The sequence below is a fragment of the Parabacteroides sp. AF14-59 genome (genome assembly GCF_003479515.1).
Classification (GTDB): domain Bacteria; phylum Bacteroidota; class Bacteroidia; order Bacteroidales; family Tannerellaceae; genus Parabacteroides; species Parabacteroides faecis.
Genome location: NZ_QUHH01000003.1, coordinates 57,648 through 78,005, shown reverse-complemented (window position 1 = coordinate 78,005; position 20,358 = coordinate 57,648). Strand labels below are relative to the sequence as shown.

Annotated in this window: 15 protein-coding genes; all 15 read right to left on the bottom strand. The window is 41.3% G+C overall.

The window, feature by feature from the left end; all coding sequences use genetic code 11:
* Positions 1–4: 4 nt before the first annotated feature.
* Complete coding sequence (locus DWW23_RS04375; RefSeq protein WP_122352070.1) at positions 5–562, bottom strand: glucose-6-phosphate isomerase family protein; 558 nt, start codon at positions 560–562, stop codon at positions 5–7.
* A 30-nt stretch (positions 563–592) separates the two neighbouring features.
* Positions 593–3,448, bottom strand: a complete 2,856-nt coding sequence (locus DWW23_RS04370) for a glycoside hydrolase family 2 TIM barrel-domain containing protein (protein ID WP_122352069.1) — start codon at positions 3,446–3,448, stop codon at positions 593–595.
* 9 nt (positions 3,449–3,457) lie between these two features.
* A complete protein-coding gene (locus tag DWW23_RS04365) occupies positions 3,458–4,123 on the bottom strand; it encodes a GDSL-type esterase/lipase family protein (RefSeq protein WP_158583152.1) in 666 nt (221 codons plus the stop codon).
* 107 nt (positions 4,124–4,230) lie between these two features.
* The gene (locus DWW23_RS04360; RefSeq protein WP_122352349.1) at positions 4,231–5,064 is read right to left on the bottom strand and encodes a hypothetical protein; all 834 of its coding nucleotides are present in this window, start codon (positions 5,062–5,064) and stop codon (positions 4,231–4,233) included.
* A gap of 22 nt (positions 5,065–5,086) precedes the next feature.
* Complete coding sequence (locus DWW23_RS04355; RefSeq protein ID WP_122352067.1) at positions 5,087–6,781, bottom strand: RagB/SusD family nutrient uptake outer membrane protein; 1,695 nt, start codon at positions 6,779–6,781, stop codon at positions 5,087–5,089.
* Between the two features lie 13 nt (positions 6,782–6,794).
* Positions 6,795–9,941, bottom strand: coding sequence for a TonB-dependent receptor (locus DWW23_RS04350; RefSeq protein WP_122352066.1), 3,147 nt, complete (start codon positions 9,939–9,941; stop codon positions 6,795–6,797).
* Between the two features lie 113 nt (positions 9,942–10,054).
* A complete protein-coding gene (locus DWW23_RS04345) occupies positions 10,055–11,290 on the bottom strand; it encodes a cellulase-like family protein (protein WP_233564264.1) in 1,236 nt (411 codons plus the stop codon).
* Between the two features lie 237 nt (positions 11,291–11,527).
* Positions 11,528–12,412: an AraC family transcriptional regulator gene (locus DWW23_RS04340; RefSeq protein WP_122352065.1), complete on the bottom strand. Its 885-nt coding sequence runs from the start codon at positions 12,410–12,412 to the stop codon at positions 11,528–11,530.
* Between the two features lie 282 nt (positions 12,413–12,694).
* Positions 12,695–13,393 (bottom strand): 16S rRNA (uracil(1498)-N(3))-methyltransferase, encoded by a 699-nt coding sequence (locus tag DWW23_RS04335; protein ID WP_122352064.1) that lies wholly within the window; start codon positions 13,391–13,393, stop codon positions 12,695–12,697.
* A gap of 34 nt (positions 13,394–13,427) precedes the next feature.
* Positions 13,428–14,744 carry a NupC/NupG family nucleoside CNT transporter gene (locus DWW23_RS04330; protein ID WP_122352063.1) on the bottom strand — a complete coding sequence of 439 codons (1,317 nt, stop codon included), beginning with the start codon at positions 14,742–14,744 and terminating at the stop codon, positions 13,428–13,430.
* On the bottom strand, positions 14,741–15,379 hold the full coding sequence (locus DWW23_RS04325; RefSeq protein ID WP_122352062.1) for a bifunctional nuclease family protein: 639 nt from the start codon (positions 15,377–15,379) through the stop codon (positions 14,741–14,743). The genes DWW23_RS04330 and DWW23_RS04325 overlap by 4 nt, the downstream gene beginning before the upstream one ends.
* Positions 15,380–15,659: 280 nt before the next feature.
* Positions 15,660–16,445, bottom strand: coding sequence for a M48 family metallopeptidase (locus tag DWW23_RS04315; protein ID WP_122352060.1), 786 nt, complete (start codon positions 16,443–16,445; stop codon positions 15,660–15,662).
* A gap of 24 nt (positions 16,446–16,469) precedes the next feature.
* The gene (locus DWW23_RS04310) at positions 16,470–17,399 is read right to left on the bottom strand and encodes a DUF5106 domain-containing protein (RefSeq protein ID WP_122352059.1); all 930 of its coding nucleotides are present in this window, start codon (positions 17,397–17,399) and stop codon (positions 16,470–16,472) included.
* Positions 17,400–17,532: 133 nt separating this feature from the next.
* Entirely contained in the window at positions 17,533–18,699 is a 1,167-nt protein-coding gene (locus DWW23_RS04305; RefSeq protein ID WP_122352058.1) for a SusF/SusE family outer membrane protein, read from the bottom strand.
* Positions 18,700–18,720: 21 nt separating this feature from the next.
* Entirely contained in the window at positions 18,721–20,352 is a 1,632-nt protein-coding gene (locus DWW23_RS04300; protein ID WP_122352057.1) for a RagB/SusD family nutrient uptake outer membrane protein, read from the bottom strand.
* Positions 20,353–20,358: the final 6 nt, after the last annotated feature.

Sequence of the window (20,358 nt, the reverse complement as noted above, 5' to 3'; positions counted from 1 at the left end):
TCCTTTAAACTAAAGTGGGTACTCCGTTTACGTCTATCAAACGCTGTGCAAACCCGGCAGCAGAGATTGTTGCATAATCATGTCCGGCATCAGAAGGCCAACAAGCAGAAAACACTAACTTCTGATATCCTGTATTAGCCACCCGATGAGCTACTTTTCCGGGTATGTAATGCAAACTACCGGGGAATATCCGTTCAGCCCATACCTCTCTCTGTTCATTCATCAGAATCAGCATACCTTCGCCTTCCACTCCCCAATAAAATTCTGCCCGATCGTTATTTGAGTGAAAATGGCCCTTTGTCATAAAAAATTCAGAGCCGACCTTCCCCGGATAAAGGGTAGTAATCCCCATAAACAGACCACCGGGTGTATTCTCTAAAACCGGGAGATAACTACTGACCTGATAAATGACCTGATCTTTATACATTTCATCAAATGCCTGTTTGTCTCCAAATATCCCATCCAATTCACCCAGTACACGAGTCGATTTTATCACATCTTCCCCAGTAAGGCAATTGTTGGTAAAAAAGACTTCGGGTATAAAAATTCTATTTGTTCTCATAATCCTTATTTTTTACATTGATTTTTATCTTTATCTGATCCATTCATCAGCCGATAAATAAAATGCTTTGTCGGCTTGCCCCCCGGGAATTTCCATATAGATACGTTTCTCTTCGCCTGGTAATAAATTGAAATAACCGTCAGAAACATATACTGGTAATAAAGACTTTCCGGATTCCTTCTCTCGAACATTCACTTTAATTCCCGTTGCTATCTGTTTCGAATTATTCCTGATATCTGCCTGAACCACGACTTTACCTTCTTCCGTCTTACGAACAGTCTGTTTGATACGAAGCTGTGATTTTCCTCCTTTTTGCAAAACTGAAAAATCAGACGGCGAAACAGGGTTGATCCAATAGTCATTTTCAGAAAGCATCTTTCCTCTCCGGTCGAATAACTGAAGACGAACAAGGGATACATCTTTTATTTCCGGGGGGAACGCGACTTCCATACAATCGGTCAACTTGTTCGCTGCTAAGTTTACTAACCTATTTCTTTCATATAACTTCTTTCCTTTCAGATCATATATTCTGAAAAAAGCCTTTGTTCCCGGGAGTTCTTTAAGTGTGGTATTGATTACCTGCAATTTTCTGTTTACTGAATTCCACTGGATATGTACCGGTTCACAAGCCTTCTTAGCTCCATAAAAAGAACCATGCGTTTCATAATCGAATGAATAAGTCTGCCAAATCACACTAGGCCATGCCGGATGACTCATCCACAGCAATAAACCACTGGCATAATTCCACATTTTCTGATTCCAGGTCTCAAACATGTTACGATACAGGTTATAATTAATAAACTGAGCACGTGAACAAAATTCATCTGCATCGCGGGACGGCTCTGCTCCTAACCGATCTATATCGCGGATATAATTCTTCCAATCAAAACTTTCATAATGCAAATCATGATAATACCAGACATCGCCAATAGGCCATAAATCTTCTGCCGGTATAAATTTGCGAAGAGTTTCCGCTGTCGGCACGGAAGGCGCTCCCAGTTCTGTACTGAAGCCATCGGCTTTCTTGGTCAGATATTCCAGCTGATTATCGATATAATGCCAGGGGCCACTTGAACAAAGGTTTAAATCCCTTGAATTACCATGATAGTGGCGGGTCCCGTCCATCGTACTTATTATTCTCTGGAAACCATCTTCCAAGATTTCTGGGGCATATCCTTCATTTCGCGGACACCATACGGCAATGGACGGATGATTACGGAAACGAAGAACAATATCCTGTGCATTGGTTAGGAATAATTCATCATCGAGAGGTTCCAGGTTATAATCCTGGGTTGAAATGGAAAAGTCATTCCATACAAGCAAACCATATTCATCACAGAGAGTATAAAATAATTCTTCTGTAGATTCCCCTGTCCAGTTCCGTACCATTGTAAAATTCGCTTCTTTATGCAAACGGAAATAAGGTTCCAGGCGTTCACGAGTCACTCGTTTCATTCCATCATCCATACCCCAGTTTCCACCTCGGCAAAAAATAGGTTTTCCATTGACACAAATAGTCAGAAAAGGATTTTCCGGTTGTGTTGTTTCTTTCCGTAGATATTTTATCGCACCATCTGTTAATGAAGGAATAACGACTTGGGGGAAGCGGGTATTTTCAACTGTCACACGTTTTTTATAGTCAAACAAAGGTTTTCCGGTTTCTTCTATATCCGTAGGGCTATATTGAAAACGAATATTCTTTTTTTCGGCAGACTGTGCCATTAACTCATAGGAAAACTCCCGAATACCAAAACGGATTTCTTTTTTTTGTTGCACCTGATCATCCTGAGTCACAGTCATAGTCAATGTATATAAAGGCTGTGCACCGTAACCGTTCGGCCACCATAAAGCAGGATTATGGATACAGAGTTGTTCGAATTGTTCCGGCGTAAAACAGATTTCTTTCTGTTCAGACGGTTTCAATACGACTTTCTGAGAAAAGGTAATATGGTCAATTTTTCCATTCACTGAAACAGTTTTTACCTCCTCTGTCGTATTAACCAACCGTGTTTTTATTTTAATATCGGCATAAGTAGTATCAGGTAATGGTAAATCTGTTATGACCTGAGGGTCTTCCATCCAGACATCTCCCCCCCGCATCAGTTTCACATCCTGCCATATACCTATATTTCTATCCCGGATACCCGGTATCCAATCCCACCCTTCCGATGAAATAAAAGTAGGGCCGTCCAGGCAAAGAGCACCTCCGTTTCCTCCGAACCATTCCTTAGTTTCTTCAAAGGGGATTCCCGGATTATCGGGAGGAAAAATATGAACAGCCAATGTGTTTATTCCCTGCCTGTTCAGTAAACTCCCCACTGAGAAAAGACCTCTCTTAAAAGCGCCGTTCATAGTCCCCAGCCGGTAGCCATTTAACCAGACTTCAGCTTTATAATTAATGCCATTCAATAAAAGCCGGCAGTTCGTTTCCTCCATCTCCTGCGGCGTTTCAAAAGATATCCGGTACCACCAGTCCATACGGCAAAGCGTATCTGGTATAAGTAAGTTATTCAAGCCATAATAAGGATCCGGATATACAGACTGTTCTACTAATGTCGTAAGAACCGTTCCCGGTACCACAGCATTATACCATTCGGAAGAATTGGTGCCGGTATCCCACAAAGACATACCTTTTCCTGCTAACTTGTATCCTTCAATCATTTCCCAGCCACCGGAAAACAGGTAATTACCTTCTTCATCTTTTTGTAATTGTCCGGGTATAGCCAGATAAGCTTTCCTTTCCAATATATTTTTCCCGGCTTTTGAACGAGGGAGTTCATTTGGCTGTTGCCTGACGCTTCTGCCAAAATTCAATTTGCTTTGTCCTGTGACCAACTCTCCCATCATCAAGAAAAAGAGTAGGCTTAACCAATATACCTTTGTCATATCTTTATTCTACTTTTTCAACAATTTATCTTCCATCACCTCCTTAAAAAGAAGATATGCTTCAGGAGTTATGTGAATATGGTCCTGGGTAAAATATTTCATAACAGGACGATCCTTCTCATCGACAAATTTGTCCCAGACACTTACATAATCCATATAATCATACAATGCAGCATACTCCTCCATCAAACGATTGGCTCTTTTATATTTTTCAAAAGATTTTACCCGGGCCGGACAGGGTTTAATCGATACAAGTAAGATACGGCATTCCGGATAATGATAATGAATGAGACGGCACATACAAATCACATCTTCCATAAACTGTTCCGGAGTTGTTTCCGTCTCATTCAAATCATTATCTCCCTCATAAATAACTATTTGCCGAGGGTTAAAAGGTTTGACAACTTCATCGAAATAATAGATCTGATCACACATCATGGAACCTCCAAATGCTCGATTCACCACTACAGAATTAGGGAAATATTTCTCTGTATCTCCCCATCTCGTGAACGTAGAGCTACCTATAAATAAAACACAACCTTGTTTGATTCCTTCTTTTTCGTTTTTATCTCTTAACTCCTGAATCTTTTCCTCCCATTGCTGCGCCCGTTCATATTGCGCCGAAACCCAAATGCAATGACAGAGTAAAACACAAAGCAGAACTATCTTTTTCATGCCAACTAACCTTTCTTTACTGCACATTCAACACCTCACAAATACCGGAGATATGCCGGGAATCGATGAGCGTTACTCATTCTTATTCCCGACATGCTCCTTTCTCCCTATTTTTTGACTTTAAAACACCAGAACCAGGCTTCCCAACCATTAGACAATACATGAGCCAATACCATTTTGTCTTCTGTCAACTTCAGGATATCGAATTCATGAATAGTCTTTCCACCTTCATTCGGAGAAACGCCTTTCAAAATTGTTCCATTCACAATAGTCAACGTACCGATAGACCAAGGCGTCCCGTCTGCCATTACTTTTTGCTTGGTCATATCAAAATTAAAACTACCACTTTCCACGACTTTTCCAGTCTGGCTTATTTTTGTGAAATTCGCCGCACCGTTCAAATCGAAATGCATGACACCGTCTTTCCCGACTTCCGGATCTTGCTGGTCCATATCTCCTGCTTTGATCGTTGCCCAGGCCGGAGCTGTATTACCAGGATAACCGCCATTGCCCCAAACAACATCATCCGGGCTGGTATAATCCCACATCCATGATTTACCTTCTTTGTCCGTACCGGCAAAAATCGCCCATTCATCTTCTATCGGATAAAGAATATTGTCGATAGTCACTTTACGTACTGTCGAAACTGTTCCACCAACACAAATTCCCGTAAAAACAATTTCTTTTTCTCCTAAAAACGGGACCAGAACCGTATCCTGCTGACGAACAGAAATGCCTGAACCATAATTCCAATGTGATCCGACCATCGGAGTTTTATTTATCATTACAATCTTATTTCCACCTTCCGTCAGCGGATAAACATCCAAATTCAATTCGCTCTCTGCGACAATACTACCTTGTTTATGCTCCTCTTCTATTGGATTACAAGACAATTGAAACATTGCCAGTAATGAAAAAAGAGCGATCATTATCTTTTTCATATAATTCCATTTAACTGTTTGATTAATACAATGCATCGTTACCCCAGCCCGGAGTTTGTTCAAGTACCCCTGCCGATAAATCTATCTGCGTTTTAGGAATAGGCATAAAACCACCTGTTTCCTGAATACGTTGTGTCAAATTACCCATACTCATTACATCATCCACACCGTTGTTCTTCACCTTTACTCCATTCTGCTTTTCCAGGGATTCACCAGCGATTCCCCAACGCAGCAAGTCGTAATAACGGGAACCTTCAAAAGCTAATTCCCAACGGCGTTCATTCTGCAATGCTTTATCAGTATAGCCTGTCAAAGGAGTCAAACCTGCACGTTCGCGCACTCTGTTCAGATAACTGACATCTTTCTTTAATTCAGCCATCATCAACAAAACATCTGCAAAACGGATAATCACCTGGTCCTGGGTATTATCGATCTGGAAGTCAGGAGTACGTCCGTATAATATACAGCTGTAATTGACACATGCCGTTGTCCCGTCCGACTTAGCCTGGTGTGCATTTATTGCGATATATTTTTTCTGCCAGTAACCGGTTTCCTGAATCTGCATACTGGCTCCCCATGTATAGCTTTTTATATTTTCATCCGGGTTATTTACATCCAGAATAGATGCAGCGCGTCTGAAATCATTCGGTTCACTTATCTCCCAATCACTTACCAGATTTGTACTGACCGGTCCGGCTCCCCATCCTTGCCCGAAAGGAAATATATTCTCGTAATTCGGTTGTTCCCGAATAGAGAAATAAAGTACCGGCTGATTCCCATAATAGATACTGGTCGAATGATTCCCCATTGAAGAATATTTAATAGAAAAGATTGTTTCATTATTCTGGTCGTCTCCCACCCAGCTCAAGTTGTTATCGGTAGCAAACTTATAATCAGGAGCTGTTGCCGAGTTTGCATAAGGCCACAAATTACCAAAATTGGAAACCAAACCATGACCACTATTATTGATACAGTCATCCAACCAACTGATCACTTCCTGCTTCGATACAGAACCACCATCCGGTAAAGGAAGTGTCTCCTGTTTATAGTATCCTGTATAAAATAAATAAACACGTGCCATTAACGATTCGGCAGCCCATTTTGTAGCATGCCCCAGCTGACTGTCTTTTACCTCATATTTCTTATCCGGCAAAGTCTGAATTGCATATTTCAGATCTTCGGCCATTTGTGCATACAAATCTTTTGCTTCAGCACGTGGATTATTCACAGCCTCTGTTGTTAAGATCAAAGGAACTGTTCCAAACATACGACATAACTCAAAATAAAAGTAAGCGCGCAAAAATCTGGCTTCCGCCGCGATCTGCTCCTTTAGTTCCGGTTTTTCCCATGTTTTTACAACATCAAGAGTTTCCAGTAACATATTGGAACGGAAAATTCCCTGATACATTTTTTTCCAGAAGTCCGGAAACATGTCATCATTTATCTTTTTCAGCTGATCCATCGCAGCCCAGCTTCTGTCTACCGCAGCTCCACCTCCCAGGCGATCATCCGAAAGTAACTCAGACACCAGGAAAGTACACTGGTTGACATTGACTGACGGTAATATAGAATAGACTCCGGTCAACGCATCCAATGCATCCTGCGAAGTTTCAGGGAAACTCGACGTATCTTTTTTCACTAAGTTTTCTGAATCCAGAAAACTGTCGCAACCTGTCAAAAGGAATACGAGTAATGAAAGAAATGCTATCTTTTTCATATTTTCAAATCGATTAGAATTTTAAATTAACACCTACCATATATGTTCTCGGACTCGGATAGAAACCTACATCGATTCCGGAAACCCAACTTTTGTCTGCACCATATCCAATTTCCGGGTCCATGCCTGAATATTTGGTGAAAGTTGCCAGGTTTTGAGCAGTTACATACAATCTGGCCTGTCCTAACGGCATACGGGGGAATAATTTTTTAAAATCATATCCCAAGGTCACATTCTGGATACGGAAATAATCCCCGTCTTCAATAAATATATCCGAAATATACAACCAGTTTGCGTTTGTTCCCGATGCTACACGAGGCAGACGGTTGGATGTTCCCTCGCCATGCCAACGATCCAGAATATCAATGGTATAATTCTCTTTCGGTTGGTCAGTAAACGACCGGTACGACTTGGCGATCTGATTTCCAAATACGGCATTCGTCGTTATTCCCAGATCAAATCCTTTATACCCTAAATTTAAAGTCAATCCCATAGTCACATCGGGATGAGGATTTCCGATCATACATTTATCCTTATCATCAATTACTCCGTCATTATTTGTATCAGCAAAGATCAAGTCACCAGGAGCTGTACCGGATAATTTAGCTCCGGAATATTCCGCTATCTGTTTTTCACTCTGGAAAACTCCTAAAGTTTTATATCCATAAAAATAACCGATAGGATAGCCTTCCTGTGCCCGATACATTTCAGTAGTACCTTCACTCAAAATGTTAGGACTTCCGTGAATAATTCCTTCTGAATTAGCAATACGGGTTACTTCATTTTTATTATGCGACAAATTCAGGTTTACTCCATAAGTAAAATCTCCGGCATGATCATTCCAATTCAAAGCAAGTTCCACCCCCTTATTCCGGACATCTCCGCCATTGATATAAGGAGCGCTCGTACCGTAAGAATCCAAAACCGGTGCCTGTACCAGCCAATCTTTAGTAGTCTTTATATAATAATCGAATGAGAATCCCAAGCGACCACCCAGGAAACGGGCATCCAAACCTAAATCCAATTGTTCGGAAGTTTCCCAGGTTACATTTTTATTCGGCAAAATATCCGGATAAGCACCGGAAGAAATAGTTTGTTTATCCGGTCCGAAGAAATAGTTGGACTTCAGGAAAGATATCGTAGCCAAATACTGGAACGGATCGATATCCTGATTACCATTCTGCCCCCAACTGGCACGGATTTTAAGGAAATCCAGATAATTTCTCGTCGATTCCATAAAGGCTTCATTACTCATCACCCAACCGGCAGATACAGAAGGGAAATATCCCCAACGGTGTCCTTTTGCAAAATTGGATGAACCATCTGCACGCATGACCAATGTCAGCAAATAAGTTTCTTTATAATCATAATTTATACGACCGAAAAAAGAAGCGATCCCTCTTTTCTGTAAAATCTTATTTTTCATATAGGGAGAACCTCCTACAGTCGTTTTATCGGCATAGATGACTGTTGTATTATCCAAATATGCATGATCGAAATCATCGAATATTGAATTAACATTGCTGGCTGATAAATTATCTCCCAAGCCACTTCTCTCCATGGACTGGCCGATCAATGCACTGAAACTATGATCATTATTTATCTTGAAATCATAGCTTATCGTATTTTCCCAAAGCCAGCCGGAATTGATAAACATACGCTGAGTTACTTCATTCTCTTTATTATACACATTTGAAGCCAATTCATAAACAGGTTCAAAACTACGATAAGAATTAGCCTCCATCGTCAAACCGAAACTACTCTTGATCTTCAAATTTTTGATGGGCTGTAAGGTCACATAAGCATTGGCTTTAATATTATGTTTCTTCGTCAAATTCTGACCATGTGCATATTCCATCAGGGCAATCGGGTTTTCGCCGGTAGGATCCCAATTCAATGCATAATGATAATCTCCGTTTTCATCATACATCGGAAGAAACGGATTTGCCTTCAAAGCCCCGTTTATATCGTTCTGATACTGGTTACCGATAGAGATTCCCGATTTCTCACTATAAGAATATGTCAGATTCTCTCCAAACTTAATAATATCCAGATCCTGATTTTTCAATAAAGTATGTTCAGTATTCAAACGGAATGTATAACGATCGTACTTAGGTTGTACGGGTTTTCCTAAAATACCTTCCTGCGAAGTGTATGATATACCGATAGAATAGACAGACTGCTCACTTCCTCCTGTTATATTCAATGCATGATTTTGAATCGGTGCATTTTTATTCCTCATAGCATCCAACCAGTTTGTCCCTTTATTTGTCCCATTGGCATAACTTTCCCAGTTCGGTACCATCGAACTAAAATCATAAGCGGGCAAACCATCCATTAAACGACCTTCATTCTGTATCATCGCATATTCCTGGGCATTCAATGTCGAAGCCATTTTATATACATTCTGCACACCAAAATACCCATCATACGAAATCGAGGCTTTTCCGGCACGCCCTTGTTTAGTTGTCACCAATACTACTCCATTTGCAGCGCGCGAACCGTAAATCGCAGCAGATGCAGCATCTTTCAATACATCGATAGATTCGATGTCTGCAGGATTCAGATTATTAATATCCGCACCGGTTACCCCATCAATAATATACAAGGGACCGGAAGAACCTGTTGTTCCCAAACCACGTATCGTCACGTTGAAGCCCTCACCAGGCATACCTGACGATTGCGTTATATTCACCCCGGGTGTCTGACTTTGCAAAGCCCCCAAGGCACTTACCGTATTCAATTTCTGAATATCATCGCCTTTAACCTGTACAGTTGCGCCCGTTACCAGTTTCTTCTTCTGAATACCATAGCCGATTACTACTACTTCCTCCAGAGCTTGTGAATCTTCTTTTAAAACAACATGATACATGGCAACATCAGGCTTGACTGTTACCAATTGTTCCTGATAGCCGATATACGAGATTTGTAAAATACTGCCGTCCGGTACCATCAGAGTGAATCTTCCGTCCAAATCTGTGACCGAACCATTTGTCGTCCCCTTCTGAACCACATTTACACCGATCAGAGGTTCATTTCCGACCTCTGATACCACGATTCCGGAAATGTTTTTTCCCGTTTGAGCTTCTGCCAGCAGATTTCCTAAAAGCAGGAAAACGGAAATGAAAACCAGATAAAAATTTCTATTTTTCTTTCCCATAAAAGAATTGATTTAATTGATTAATCACTATTTTTTTAATGTAACTTCCCTGGCGGGAACGAAAATGCTCCTGCCTATATATATTTTAACATAAAAAATTTGATTACTGAAACCTAAAGCCGCCTCAATAACTTCGCTGCAACTTCATTGTCCATGATAATAGATTCATCCAGTATAGCCGATTTGATTATTGTTGTCAAATGCTGATGCCATTTTACATCACGCCACATGCCGACAAACTGAGGTCCACAAAAATTACTGGTCGCTATCCCTGCCCACATCCCTGTCTGAGCAGCAGTTACCGCACCCAGTGCACAAAGTTCCTTCACCCAATCCCAATTTAGTAAAGGCCAGTCTTTGTAATCCACAATCCCCCAACATTCTGTCGTAATAAGGGGACGGCCCGTTCTCTTTGCTATTTTTCCAGTTAGCTCTATTTTATCCGTCAATAACTTTTGCCAGTAGGAAGGTTTTTCCTTATAAAGCTTTTCTGCTACTTTGACTACTTTTTTATACGCTTCAGGAGAATATTGTCCATCTTTATAATCAACGAGTTTATAGAACTCGCTATTATTCTGATGTACCATCCATATATGATGCTCATACAAATCCAAAAAAGAAGTGTCTATTTCTTCATATTTTAAAACATCTCCGTTATCGAAAGAGAAAAGGAAAGGCATATCCGGATATTCTTTCCTCATCCGGGTCAAGGCATGTTTCATCCATTGGAGAGACTCTTCTTTATGCCATTGTCCCCACACAACATGCGGATACCGGGAAGAGAAAAAAGGTGCCCACAAATTACCCGGCCATTCATTACACAAATCCACATATAATACCGTATCCAACAATCCGTCTGTCTCTATGGTCCTGAGAGTCGAGATCCAGCAATCAGCCATTTTATCAGCGGTCATTATTTTCATCCGGGTGTCATCTACATCCTGACGATACCAGGATGAAAGTCCGACTTTAATATCACGCTCCTTACATTTTTCAAGAAACTTATTCAAGTTGGGCTGAACCTGAACTTCGTTCAGATCCGGACTACCCCAAACCTGTTGATTCCAAACTTCGTTCAACATCCATTTTTTGGTCGGATCTTCTGCTATCAAATGTGGGTAAGCATCGATACGTATAGCATTATAACCCCGTTCCAGCAATTCATCCAATACTTTATCCCAATCTTCGTAACCGGCACCGGGCCAGCGGCGTTCCAACCAGGAAAAGTCCCACATGGTAATGGCACGAGGCGATACTTTATTTTTACTTATTTCAGAGACTCCTGCTATTCTGTCATAAGAAGAAGCTCTTAATGTTTCAAAAGAAGCAAGACCACCTAAAGTAGCCATAGTAGTATGTTTTATAAAATTCCTTCTGTCCATATTCATTACTAAAAAACGGGATAATTTGTATTTTTCACTCAAAACTGTTCATTCAAAAAACTGTTGCATCCATAGGCTTTCTTATTAGAATTATAACTGTTAACTACATTTCGATATATCTATATTGCAAAGATATAATCAGTTAGCTCTATTTCTTTTCTTGATTCTTGCGTATAATTCTGGTATTTTACCATAATTTCTGCATCAGATAACTTTTTGGTTCTTCACTCCGAATTTTTTCTGATATTCAGATGGCGACATTTGAGTGGAACGTTTAAACTGTTCTATAAAGTTCGACAGATTATTAAAACCGGATTCCATACTTAATGTGGAGATTTTCATACGTCCCTCTATCAAAAGCTTTTTAGCATGACCTATACGTATGTCATTCAAATACTGGACAAACGTCTTCTTGGTCCGTCCTCTGAAATAACGGCAAAAGGCATTAGGTGTCAAACCGACCAAAGATGCGACCTCTTCCAGTTTGATGGGTTTCGTAAAGTTCTTCATCATATACTGGTAAACTTTATCAAATCTTTCAAAATCCGATGAATTGACAGATTCTGTAAACCCCACACTGGCAAGTAATTCATACTCGTCCGTTGTAGCCATCATTTCCAGCAATGAGATGAAATTAATGATACGGGTAGCCCCTGTATCACTCACCGATCGTTGAATAAAAGAACCTATGGCATCCCTGGACTTACCCATAAATTTTATTCCCCGCCTGGAACGCTCTATCAACTGACGTATATTTTGCATTTCCGGCAAGCGGATCAGGTTTTCTTCAAAAATATCTTTCAGGAAAAAGAGACACAAGCAGGATGCTTTCAATCCTGCCCCCTGTTTGAAGAATTCATCGTCATTCCTCCATTCATGCGGCAGTTTAGGACCGACCATACAAACATCACCTTCCTGGTATCTGTCAATATGATCTCCTACAAAACGTGTACCGGTACCTTCCAGTATATACATAATTTCTATTTCCGGATGATAGTGCCACGGAACAATGAAATGCGGCAGATCCTCTTTATAGAAGTTTATGTAACTATTACTTGTAAATGGTAATTCCTGATAAAGTGGTATCATAATATTAAATTATTAAAGAAAAAGGTTGTCAAATAGTATACTCATGTCACTTGCACAAATATACGATCAAGCATATTTTGTTATTTCTACGATATTCACATAAAATCATGGTATTTTACCATTCGTGCAAAAAACGGCTATCAATGTTTAGCTATCAGCTACTATTTATCCCCTCCTTTTCCGTTAGAATACTAAAGAATGATCCAAAGAAAAATAAAAAAAGGATATGAACCAAAAGAATCCTTTCGGTTAACATATCCTTTTTTCTGTCTCTATATGCTGTTACTGATTCAATACATGTATCGTATGACAAGCTACCAACGCGGCAGTTTCCGTCCGCAAACGGCTCTCTCCTAATGAGATCGGTTCAAATCCTTGCTGTAAAGCCAATTCTATCTCTTCAGGACTGAAATCACCTTCCGGCCCAATCAGAACCAAAGCATTCTCTCCCGGATGATAAAGTAGTTTCAGCAATTTTTTCTCAGCTTCTTCACAATGGGCAATAAATTTACGACCTTCAAACGGTTGTTTTACAAAGGTCTTAAAATCAATCATACCGGTCAATTCCGGTAAGGTCGCTTTTTGTGACTGCTTCATCGCACTGACCAATATTTTCTCCAAACGGGCCGGTTTAATTTCGCGCCGTTCCGAGAAACGACAGTTCAGGCAAGTTATCGCATCAATACCTATCTCGGTAGCCTTTTCCGTAAACCATTCCATCCGGTCCATATTTTTTGTAGGTGCGACGGCAATATGAAGATGGAAATTCCACAAAGCAGGTTGTTCCCAACTTTCTAGAATAGAAACTTCACAATGTTTATGGTGGGCACGACTGATGGCCGCTTTATAAAAAAAGCCTTTACCGTCTGTCAACAGAATCTCGTCTCCTTCACTCAAACGAAGCACACGAATACAATGACCGGCTTCTTCTTCCGGTAATTCAGGATTCACCGCTATATCCGGCGTATAAAATATTTGCATCTCAAATTATCAATTTTCAACTTTCAATGATCAATTACCCGAGTATCATGCCAATAATCGTAGCGGAAAGAACTGATACCAAAGCTCCGGCAATCATGGCAGGAAAGCCGAAACGAGTAATCATCTCCTTTTTTTCCGGAGCCAGCACTCCCATTCCACCTAATAAAATCCCGATAGACGAGATATTGGCAAAACCACATAATATATAAGTAGACATCAAAATCGATTTCTGGTACATAAACATACCGGCATCTTTCCATTCCTGCAACTGAAAATAAGCGACAAATTCATTCAGGATAGTCTTCTGCCCCAGCAAAGAGCCTACCAACATAATATCCGGTGACGGAATACCGATCAACCACATGAACGGCGCAAGAATTATTCCCAGAATAAACTGGAACGTCAATCCATGAGCCTTCCCGTCAGTCACCGAGACAATCCATTCATTCAATCCGGTATAGCGCCCCAACAAACCTTCCAACAAGTAATTGGCTAATGCGACCAACGCAATGAAGACCAACAACATGGCTGCTATATTAACCATCAACCGAATCCCTGTTGACGTTCCGGAAGCCAATGCATCCAATGCCGTCGGATGAGAACTTTCCTTTTCCAGACTCGCAGCCTGATCAACTACAACTTCTGTCTGAGGACAAAGCATCTTCGCCAAAACGATCGATCCGGGAGCAGCCATCAACGATGCTGAGATGAGATGCTTGGCAAACAAAACCCGTGCAACCGGATCTCCTCCCGAAAGCATTCCTATATAAGTAGCCATTACTGTTCCGGCAATCGTTCCCATTCCCGATACCATAACCAGAAATATTTCAGACCGATTCATTGCCGGCAAATAATTCTTTATAAGTACGGGAGATTCTGTCATTCCCATAAATATATTACCGGAAGTCACCAGTCCTTCCGCTCCGGAAATATTCATAAACTTCCGCAATACCCAGGAAAAAGCTCCTACTACACGCTGAATAATACCCCAATGATAAAAGAGTGATACCAACGCAGAAAAGAATATAACAACCGGTAATGAATGGATCAGGAAAATAAAGCCATTACTTTTAGTGGCATACGGTCCCAATAAAAAACCTACACCTGCCTGCGTAAAATCCATCAGTTTGATAAAAGCTCTTCCTATCCATTCCAAAGCGGTTCCCACAAAAGGAATATAAAGAACAGCCAAAGCAAATATGATCTGCATGACCAGACCTCCTCCGATCAACTTCCAATCGATCCGTTTCCGATCCTGACTCAAGGCGTAAGCCACAGCCAGGACCGTTACAATCCCTAATATTCCACGTAAAAGGGATTCAAAGCTGATCCCGCTCTGTTGATCTATCATTTGGCGTTCCCCTCTTCTTCTTCACGTCGACGTATCTCATCTTTATACATCTTGGCGTATTCGTAATTCTCATCGGCAATCGCTTCTTCCAGCCGTTCACTCAATTCTTCTTCATCCAAAAGAGAAAGCCATTTCTTTAACTCCGCCTCATCTTCTATATCTTCAGGTTCTTTATCCAGCAAAGAATATTCATTATCGTCCTTATCTTCCAACAATGTAGCTTCCTCCAAAACCACACCGCATTCAGAAACAATTTGTTCTGTTGTATAGATATCACATTTCACACGAAGAGCGATCGCTATAGCATCCGATGTGCGGGAGTCAAGACGTATCTGGGTAATACCATCGTCAAACAATAGTTCCGAATAAAAAACCCCGTCTTCGAATTTATAAATGAAAACCTCTCGCAACTGAATAGCAAAAGCCTGTGCAAAGGTCACAAATAAATCGTGCGTAAGAGGTCTGGGAGGCGTAATATGTTCCAACGCAATAGCAATAGACTGCGCCTCTGAGGTCCCTACTATAATAGGTATACGACGGGCTCCGTTTTCTTCCGCCAGTATCAAAGCATAAGCTCCAGACTGGATCTGACTATTCGTTAGCCCCTGAACCCGTAATTTTATTTTTGCATCCACACCACATAAATTTTATAGTCACTATACAAAAGTAATATTATTTCGGAATTAAAAGGGAGAAAGGCTGAAAATGATTCAGTAAGATATATAAAAAAGAAAAGGTTGTCTCCCGACAACCAATCTTCATTGCTAACCTTAAATCTAATACCATGAAAAACACAGTGCAAATATATGTACTTTTATGTTATCCAACATACTTTTTCGACATAAAAGATGATTATTTTAGCAATATTTCAGTAAAGACTCCGCCCGTTTAAGAGACGGTAACATAATATACGTACTACTTTGTATAATTGTCTGCTTTCTCTTTCATTCGCTGAACCCGTTTCTCTGTTTCCGGATGGCTGGAAAAGAGCTGACGAAACTTGGACGACTTAGGTGCATCTGCACTCAATTCCAACAATTTAGCCAATGAATCATGCATGCTGTAAGGATCATATCCATTAGCTACACTAAACTCAAAACCGTAATCATCGGCTTCATTTTCCTGCTTCTGCGAATACTGTGCACCAGCCAAAGCCGTAGCCAGGTCGCCTAACTGAGAATCAGACAACTTAGCAACAACATCGCTGGTTGCCCCTGCCGCATTTTTGGCTGCCGAAGTCAGATAAGCGTTCTTCATAGCATCTTTAGAATCGGAATGAAGTACGTGACCGATCTCATGCCCGATAACAGCCATCACTTCATTGTCATCCATTATCTTCATCAATCCGCCACAAACACGTACACTTCCGTCACCACAGGCAAAAGCGTTGACGTCGATTACATTATACACTTTGAAATTCAGATCCAAGCCATCCACTTTTATATCTTTGGTCAGACGTTCCAGACGTGCTCCCATTTCCGTATCAGGTCCGGCTACTTCATTATGCGTATCCATCCACTCGATATATTCGCGACTCATATTGGCAATATCGGTATCACTAAGTGTGATCGCTTTTGCCACATCGGTCGCGGCACCGACAACTTTCTTAGTATTAATGGTTTTTCCTCCGATTTTGAACTGGGCAGATGCAGTCAGACTAATCCCTGCCAAAAAGGCTAATGATAATAACGTTGTTCTCATACTTCAATTTGTTTATTTACATACTTAGTTTGTTTGCATTTGTAAAAATTCCATCAACTGGTTAAGTGTGACATCTTTCAATATAACTTTTTTGTTTTTATCCAGCAGATAAAGCGTAGGAATCGCTTTCAAATCATATATTTCATCATTTTGAAGGCTCACTGTGTTATCGTAAGAATTTATCCATTCTGCCGGAACATCCGGTATGTGCTTTCGCCATGCTTCCAAATCTTCGTCCGGATAAACAGCCAAAATCTTCAGTTTTTTGTTTGTCTGCAAATCCGAGATCAGCGGTGAAGACAACAATTGTCCTGTAATTTCTTTACAAGCGTGACAATCCGGATTATAAAAGAATAATAACAGATAGTCTGCCTTTACATTATATAATGTACCCGTCTTTCCGTCGGCAAGCGTATAAGTAAAATCCGTAGCAGGTTCTCCTACTCTGTTTTTCAATGCCAGTTCCAATAAATGGGCCGGACGTATCTTATTCACTTCATCAAAAACCGGAGTAGCCAGAATCGATTCCAAAACCGGTATATATAACGACTCATCACGCATCGGAGAATTAGGATCATACAAGTACTTCTCATATAAACCAGCCATATGAGCAAAGAAAGTACTATCGGCAGTCGCCTTATGCATCATTCCTTTGATAGACGAAGACGCTACTTCCGGAGATACATATTTCATCAGGTCGATATAGTTTGTAAGTGCCTGTTCCGTTATATCCGGTAGATGGATATAAGCCGTATCGGTAAAATCAAATTTATCCCAATAATGCTGTACCAGATATTTCGCCCGTTCACCCGGATCGGTGATCATACTTGGGACAGCTACCATTTCAAAGCTTTTCGGTGTTGTATCCTTTTTTCCTGTTTTTACAGTTTGCTGACCATGACATGAGCTAAAAATCAACGCAAATACCAGCAGACAAAGTATTCTGACTATCATATCTTTATGTTTTTGTACTGCAAATATAACAGTTACGCGTCATAAATATTCACGAGGGCGCCATAAATATTTATGACGCCCTCGAAAACAGAATACTATACCAAACGAATTATATCAGGTATTGCAAAGTTCTTTATCTGATACGACCGGAGCCATCCAGGAAGTTCAGATAGGCTTTTTGACCGACCGATACGCTTACAGCCTCCTGATCACCTCCGTTCTTCCGATACTCAATCTTATTGTTCATGACCATAAATTCGGTCCGCCACCAGTCTGTCGACGGTAATTTGACACAAAGGCGCAAATTTCCGTTTGCAACAAAAGCAGGTGAAACAAACTCACCTTCACCGGAAGGTACCGTAAACTTACGAGCATCATCGAAGGTATCCCAACCTCCTGAAACATCACCTGTTACGTAGATATCCGGAGAGAGAAATTCCAATATATAATTCAGATTTTTACCTTCCAATGCCGTAGTAACCACCACAATATACCAACCTGCATTCTTTACGCCGATATTCATTCCGCCACTACCGTCATCCACACCGGAAACTCCAGCTAAAGAGGCCGATTCAGCAGGGACAAGACCTTCCGAATAAGCGACCTGATTACCGTTCCACATAGGCTGTGCATTGAACTTCATCACATTATTGCCTCCAAAATACTGAACAGACCAAAACTTACCCGGAGTATCCGTTACCGGAATCATTTCAACCCATTTACCCCAACTGCTACCGGATGCAAAGTCACCGACTAAAAACATCTGTCCCGGTAAAGATACGGGAGGCTCTACGTTATATCCCAAAACTTGCGGTAACTCAATAACATTGGACGAGATCTGCCCCATCCCGTTATTGGATAAAGCCGCATTCAGACGGACATACACCGCCATAGGTGTTTCCGGAAGTTCTGTATTTTCGTTGGCTGCTTTCCATAAATCCAGTAAAGCCATTGCAAACTCAACTGCATCTACTTTCAATTCCGGACGGGGATAAGTTGTAGACAAAGTTACATAGTTAGCAGTTATACCGGTTGCCTCATCGGCTTCTTTGAAGGTATTTTCCAAAGATAGTTGTACTCTATAAGTTGTTCCGGCTGCATAGCCATAGTCAGGCTGTACACATGTCAGGTCGACAGACGAAATATTCTGCAGGTCATATATACCGGATGCTTGTTCCGGTGTATTCAGATTGAACCCGGTCGGCTCCTGAAAAACAGGATTATCGTCTCTGTCGTTGCTGCATCCGGTCCATAACAGGGAACCGGCTAAAAGCAGCATGAATATATTCAGTTTCTTCATTTTCTTTCAGATTAATCGTTATTACTTCAAAGATTCGTAGCCGGTGTTCTGTTTCAGGTTCGGATTGGCCGTCAGATCACGGTCGCTGATAGGATACACATTAAAACGGCTGTCCAGATTGGCAACACCTTCAAGTGTACCGCCCTTATAAGCCCAGGCGTAATCTCTGGTAAATTTACCGAAACGCACCAAATCTGAACGGCGTTGTCCTTCCCAATATAATTCACGGGCACGTTCATCGAGGATAAAGTCGAGAGACAGATCGGATAGAGAAATGTTTCCACTCTGGTCGCCATAAGCACGTTCACGCAATCTGTTCACATATTCAACAGCCTGTTCTTTACTGGTTCCGGCAGCATTACGGACTGCACATTCGGCATAGATCAGATAAATATCGGCCAGACGGAACAAAGGGAAGTCTGTGTTCGGATCAGGAGTCGGTGTTACAGCAGCACCATCCCATCCCAGATTAGTGAATTTATAGCAGAGATAACCGGAATCCCAGTCCTGCATCTTTGATTCAGGTGTTCGTTTTCCGGCACCATCGTAAAAAGCATACCGTTTATCTTTCTTGATCCGGCTTCCATGACTATCGGTTCCGGCATCCGGGCTTTCGTCAAAGAATTCGATCATTTGCCGTGTCGGTTTCAGGCAAGTCCAGGAAGAAGACATACCAAACCACGTCTGGTCGAGGTCGCCACCGAAAGCACCGGCAGTCAAGACAATCGTGCTTCCATAACTTTTTGCATTGACATTGTCAAAAGGTATGGCATAGATGATCTCATTTTTATGGATACCGGTCAGATGGTTCTCACCACAGAAAAGGTTCGCATAATTATCCTCCAGGCCGAAACCGGCATCGATCACTTTCTTAGCATAAGTAGCAGCTTTATCGTACATCGGTGTACCTGTATACACTTCGGCGTTCAGATACATCTTGGCTAACAAGGTATTGATTACCGGTTTGGTGATGCGGCCATACGTTGCCATAGAAGGTGTTTCATCGAGATCTCCGTTCTCAGACAGGTCGACAAGTTCATTCACCACCTTTTCAAACAATGCTTCTGCTCCTATCTGCGAAGGTTTCCACGATTTATCATCCGTAGGACTGTCATCCCAGACAACACCCGGATTGCGATAAAGATCGATCAGGTAATAATAGTTCATTGCCCGCAAGCCACGTACCTGATCCCGGTATTTCTGAATATCTTTAATATCGCTATCGGCATGATAAACATCCAGAAACTCTTTACAATAGCGGACGTTCAACATGGCACGCTGATAAAAGGTATATGCATAGGGCAAAGTATAGTCCCAGTCGATCTCGCAAAGTTCCACGATACCTTCGTCTGTCCAGTTCCAGATAGCCTCATCCGTAGGGAAAAGCTGCATGGAAAGCAGTCCGCGAAGGAAAACCAGCGAACCCTGGTCCCCACCCTGCAGGTCCGGTTCCACATTCGGGTCGGAAGAATTTCCCGACAGGCCGAAACCGGAATAGATTTTGGCAAGGAATGCCTGACAATCCGCTTCATTATGAATGGATGCGCTCGATTTATCCAATATCGGTTCCTGATCCAGATCACCCAGGCAAGAGGTTGCCCAGACACAACTACAAGAAGCGATGAATAACGATATATATTTTTTCAGTTTCATGATCTA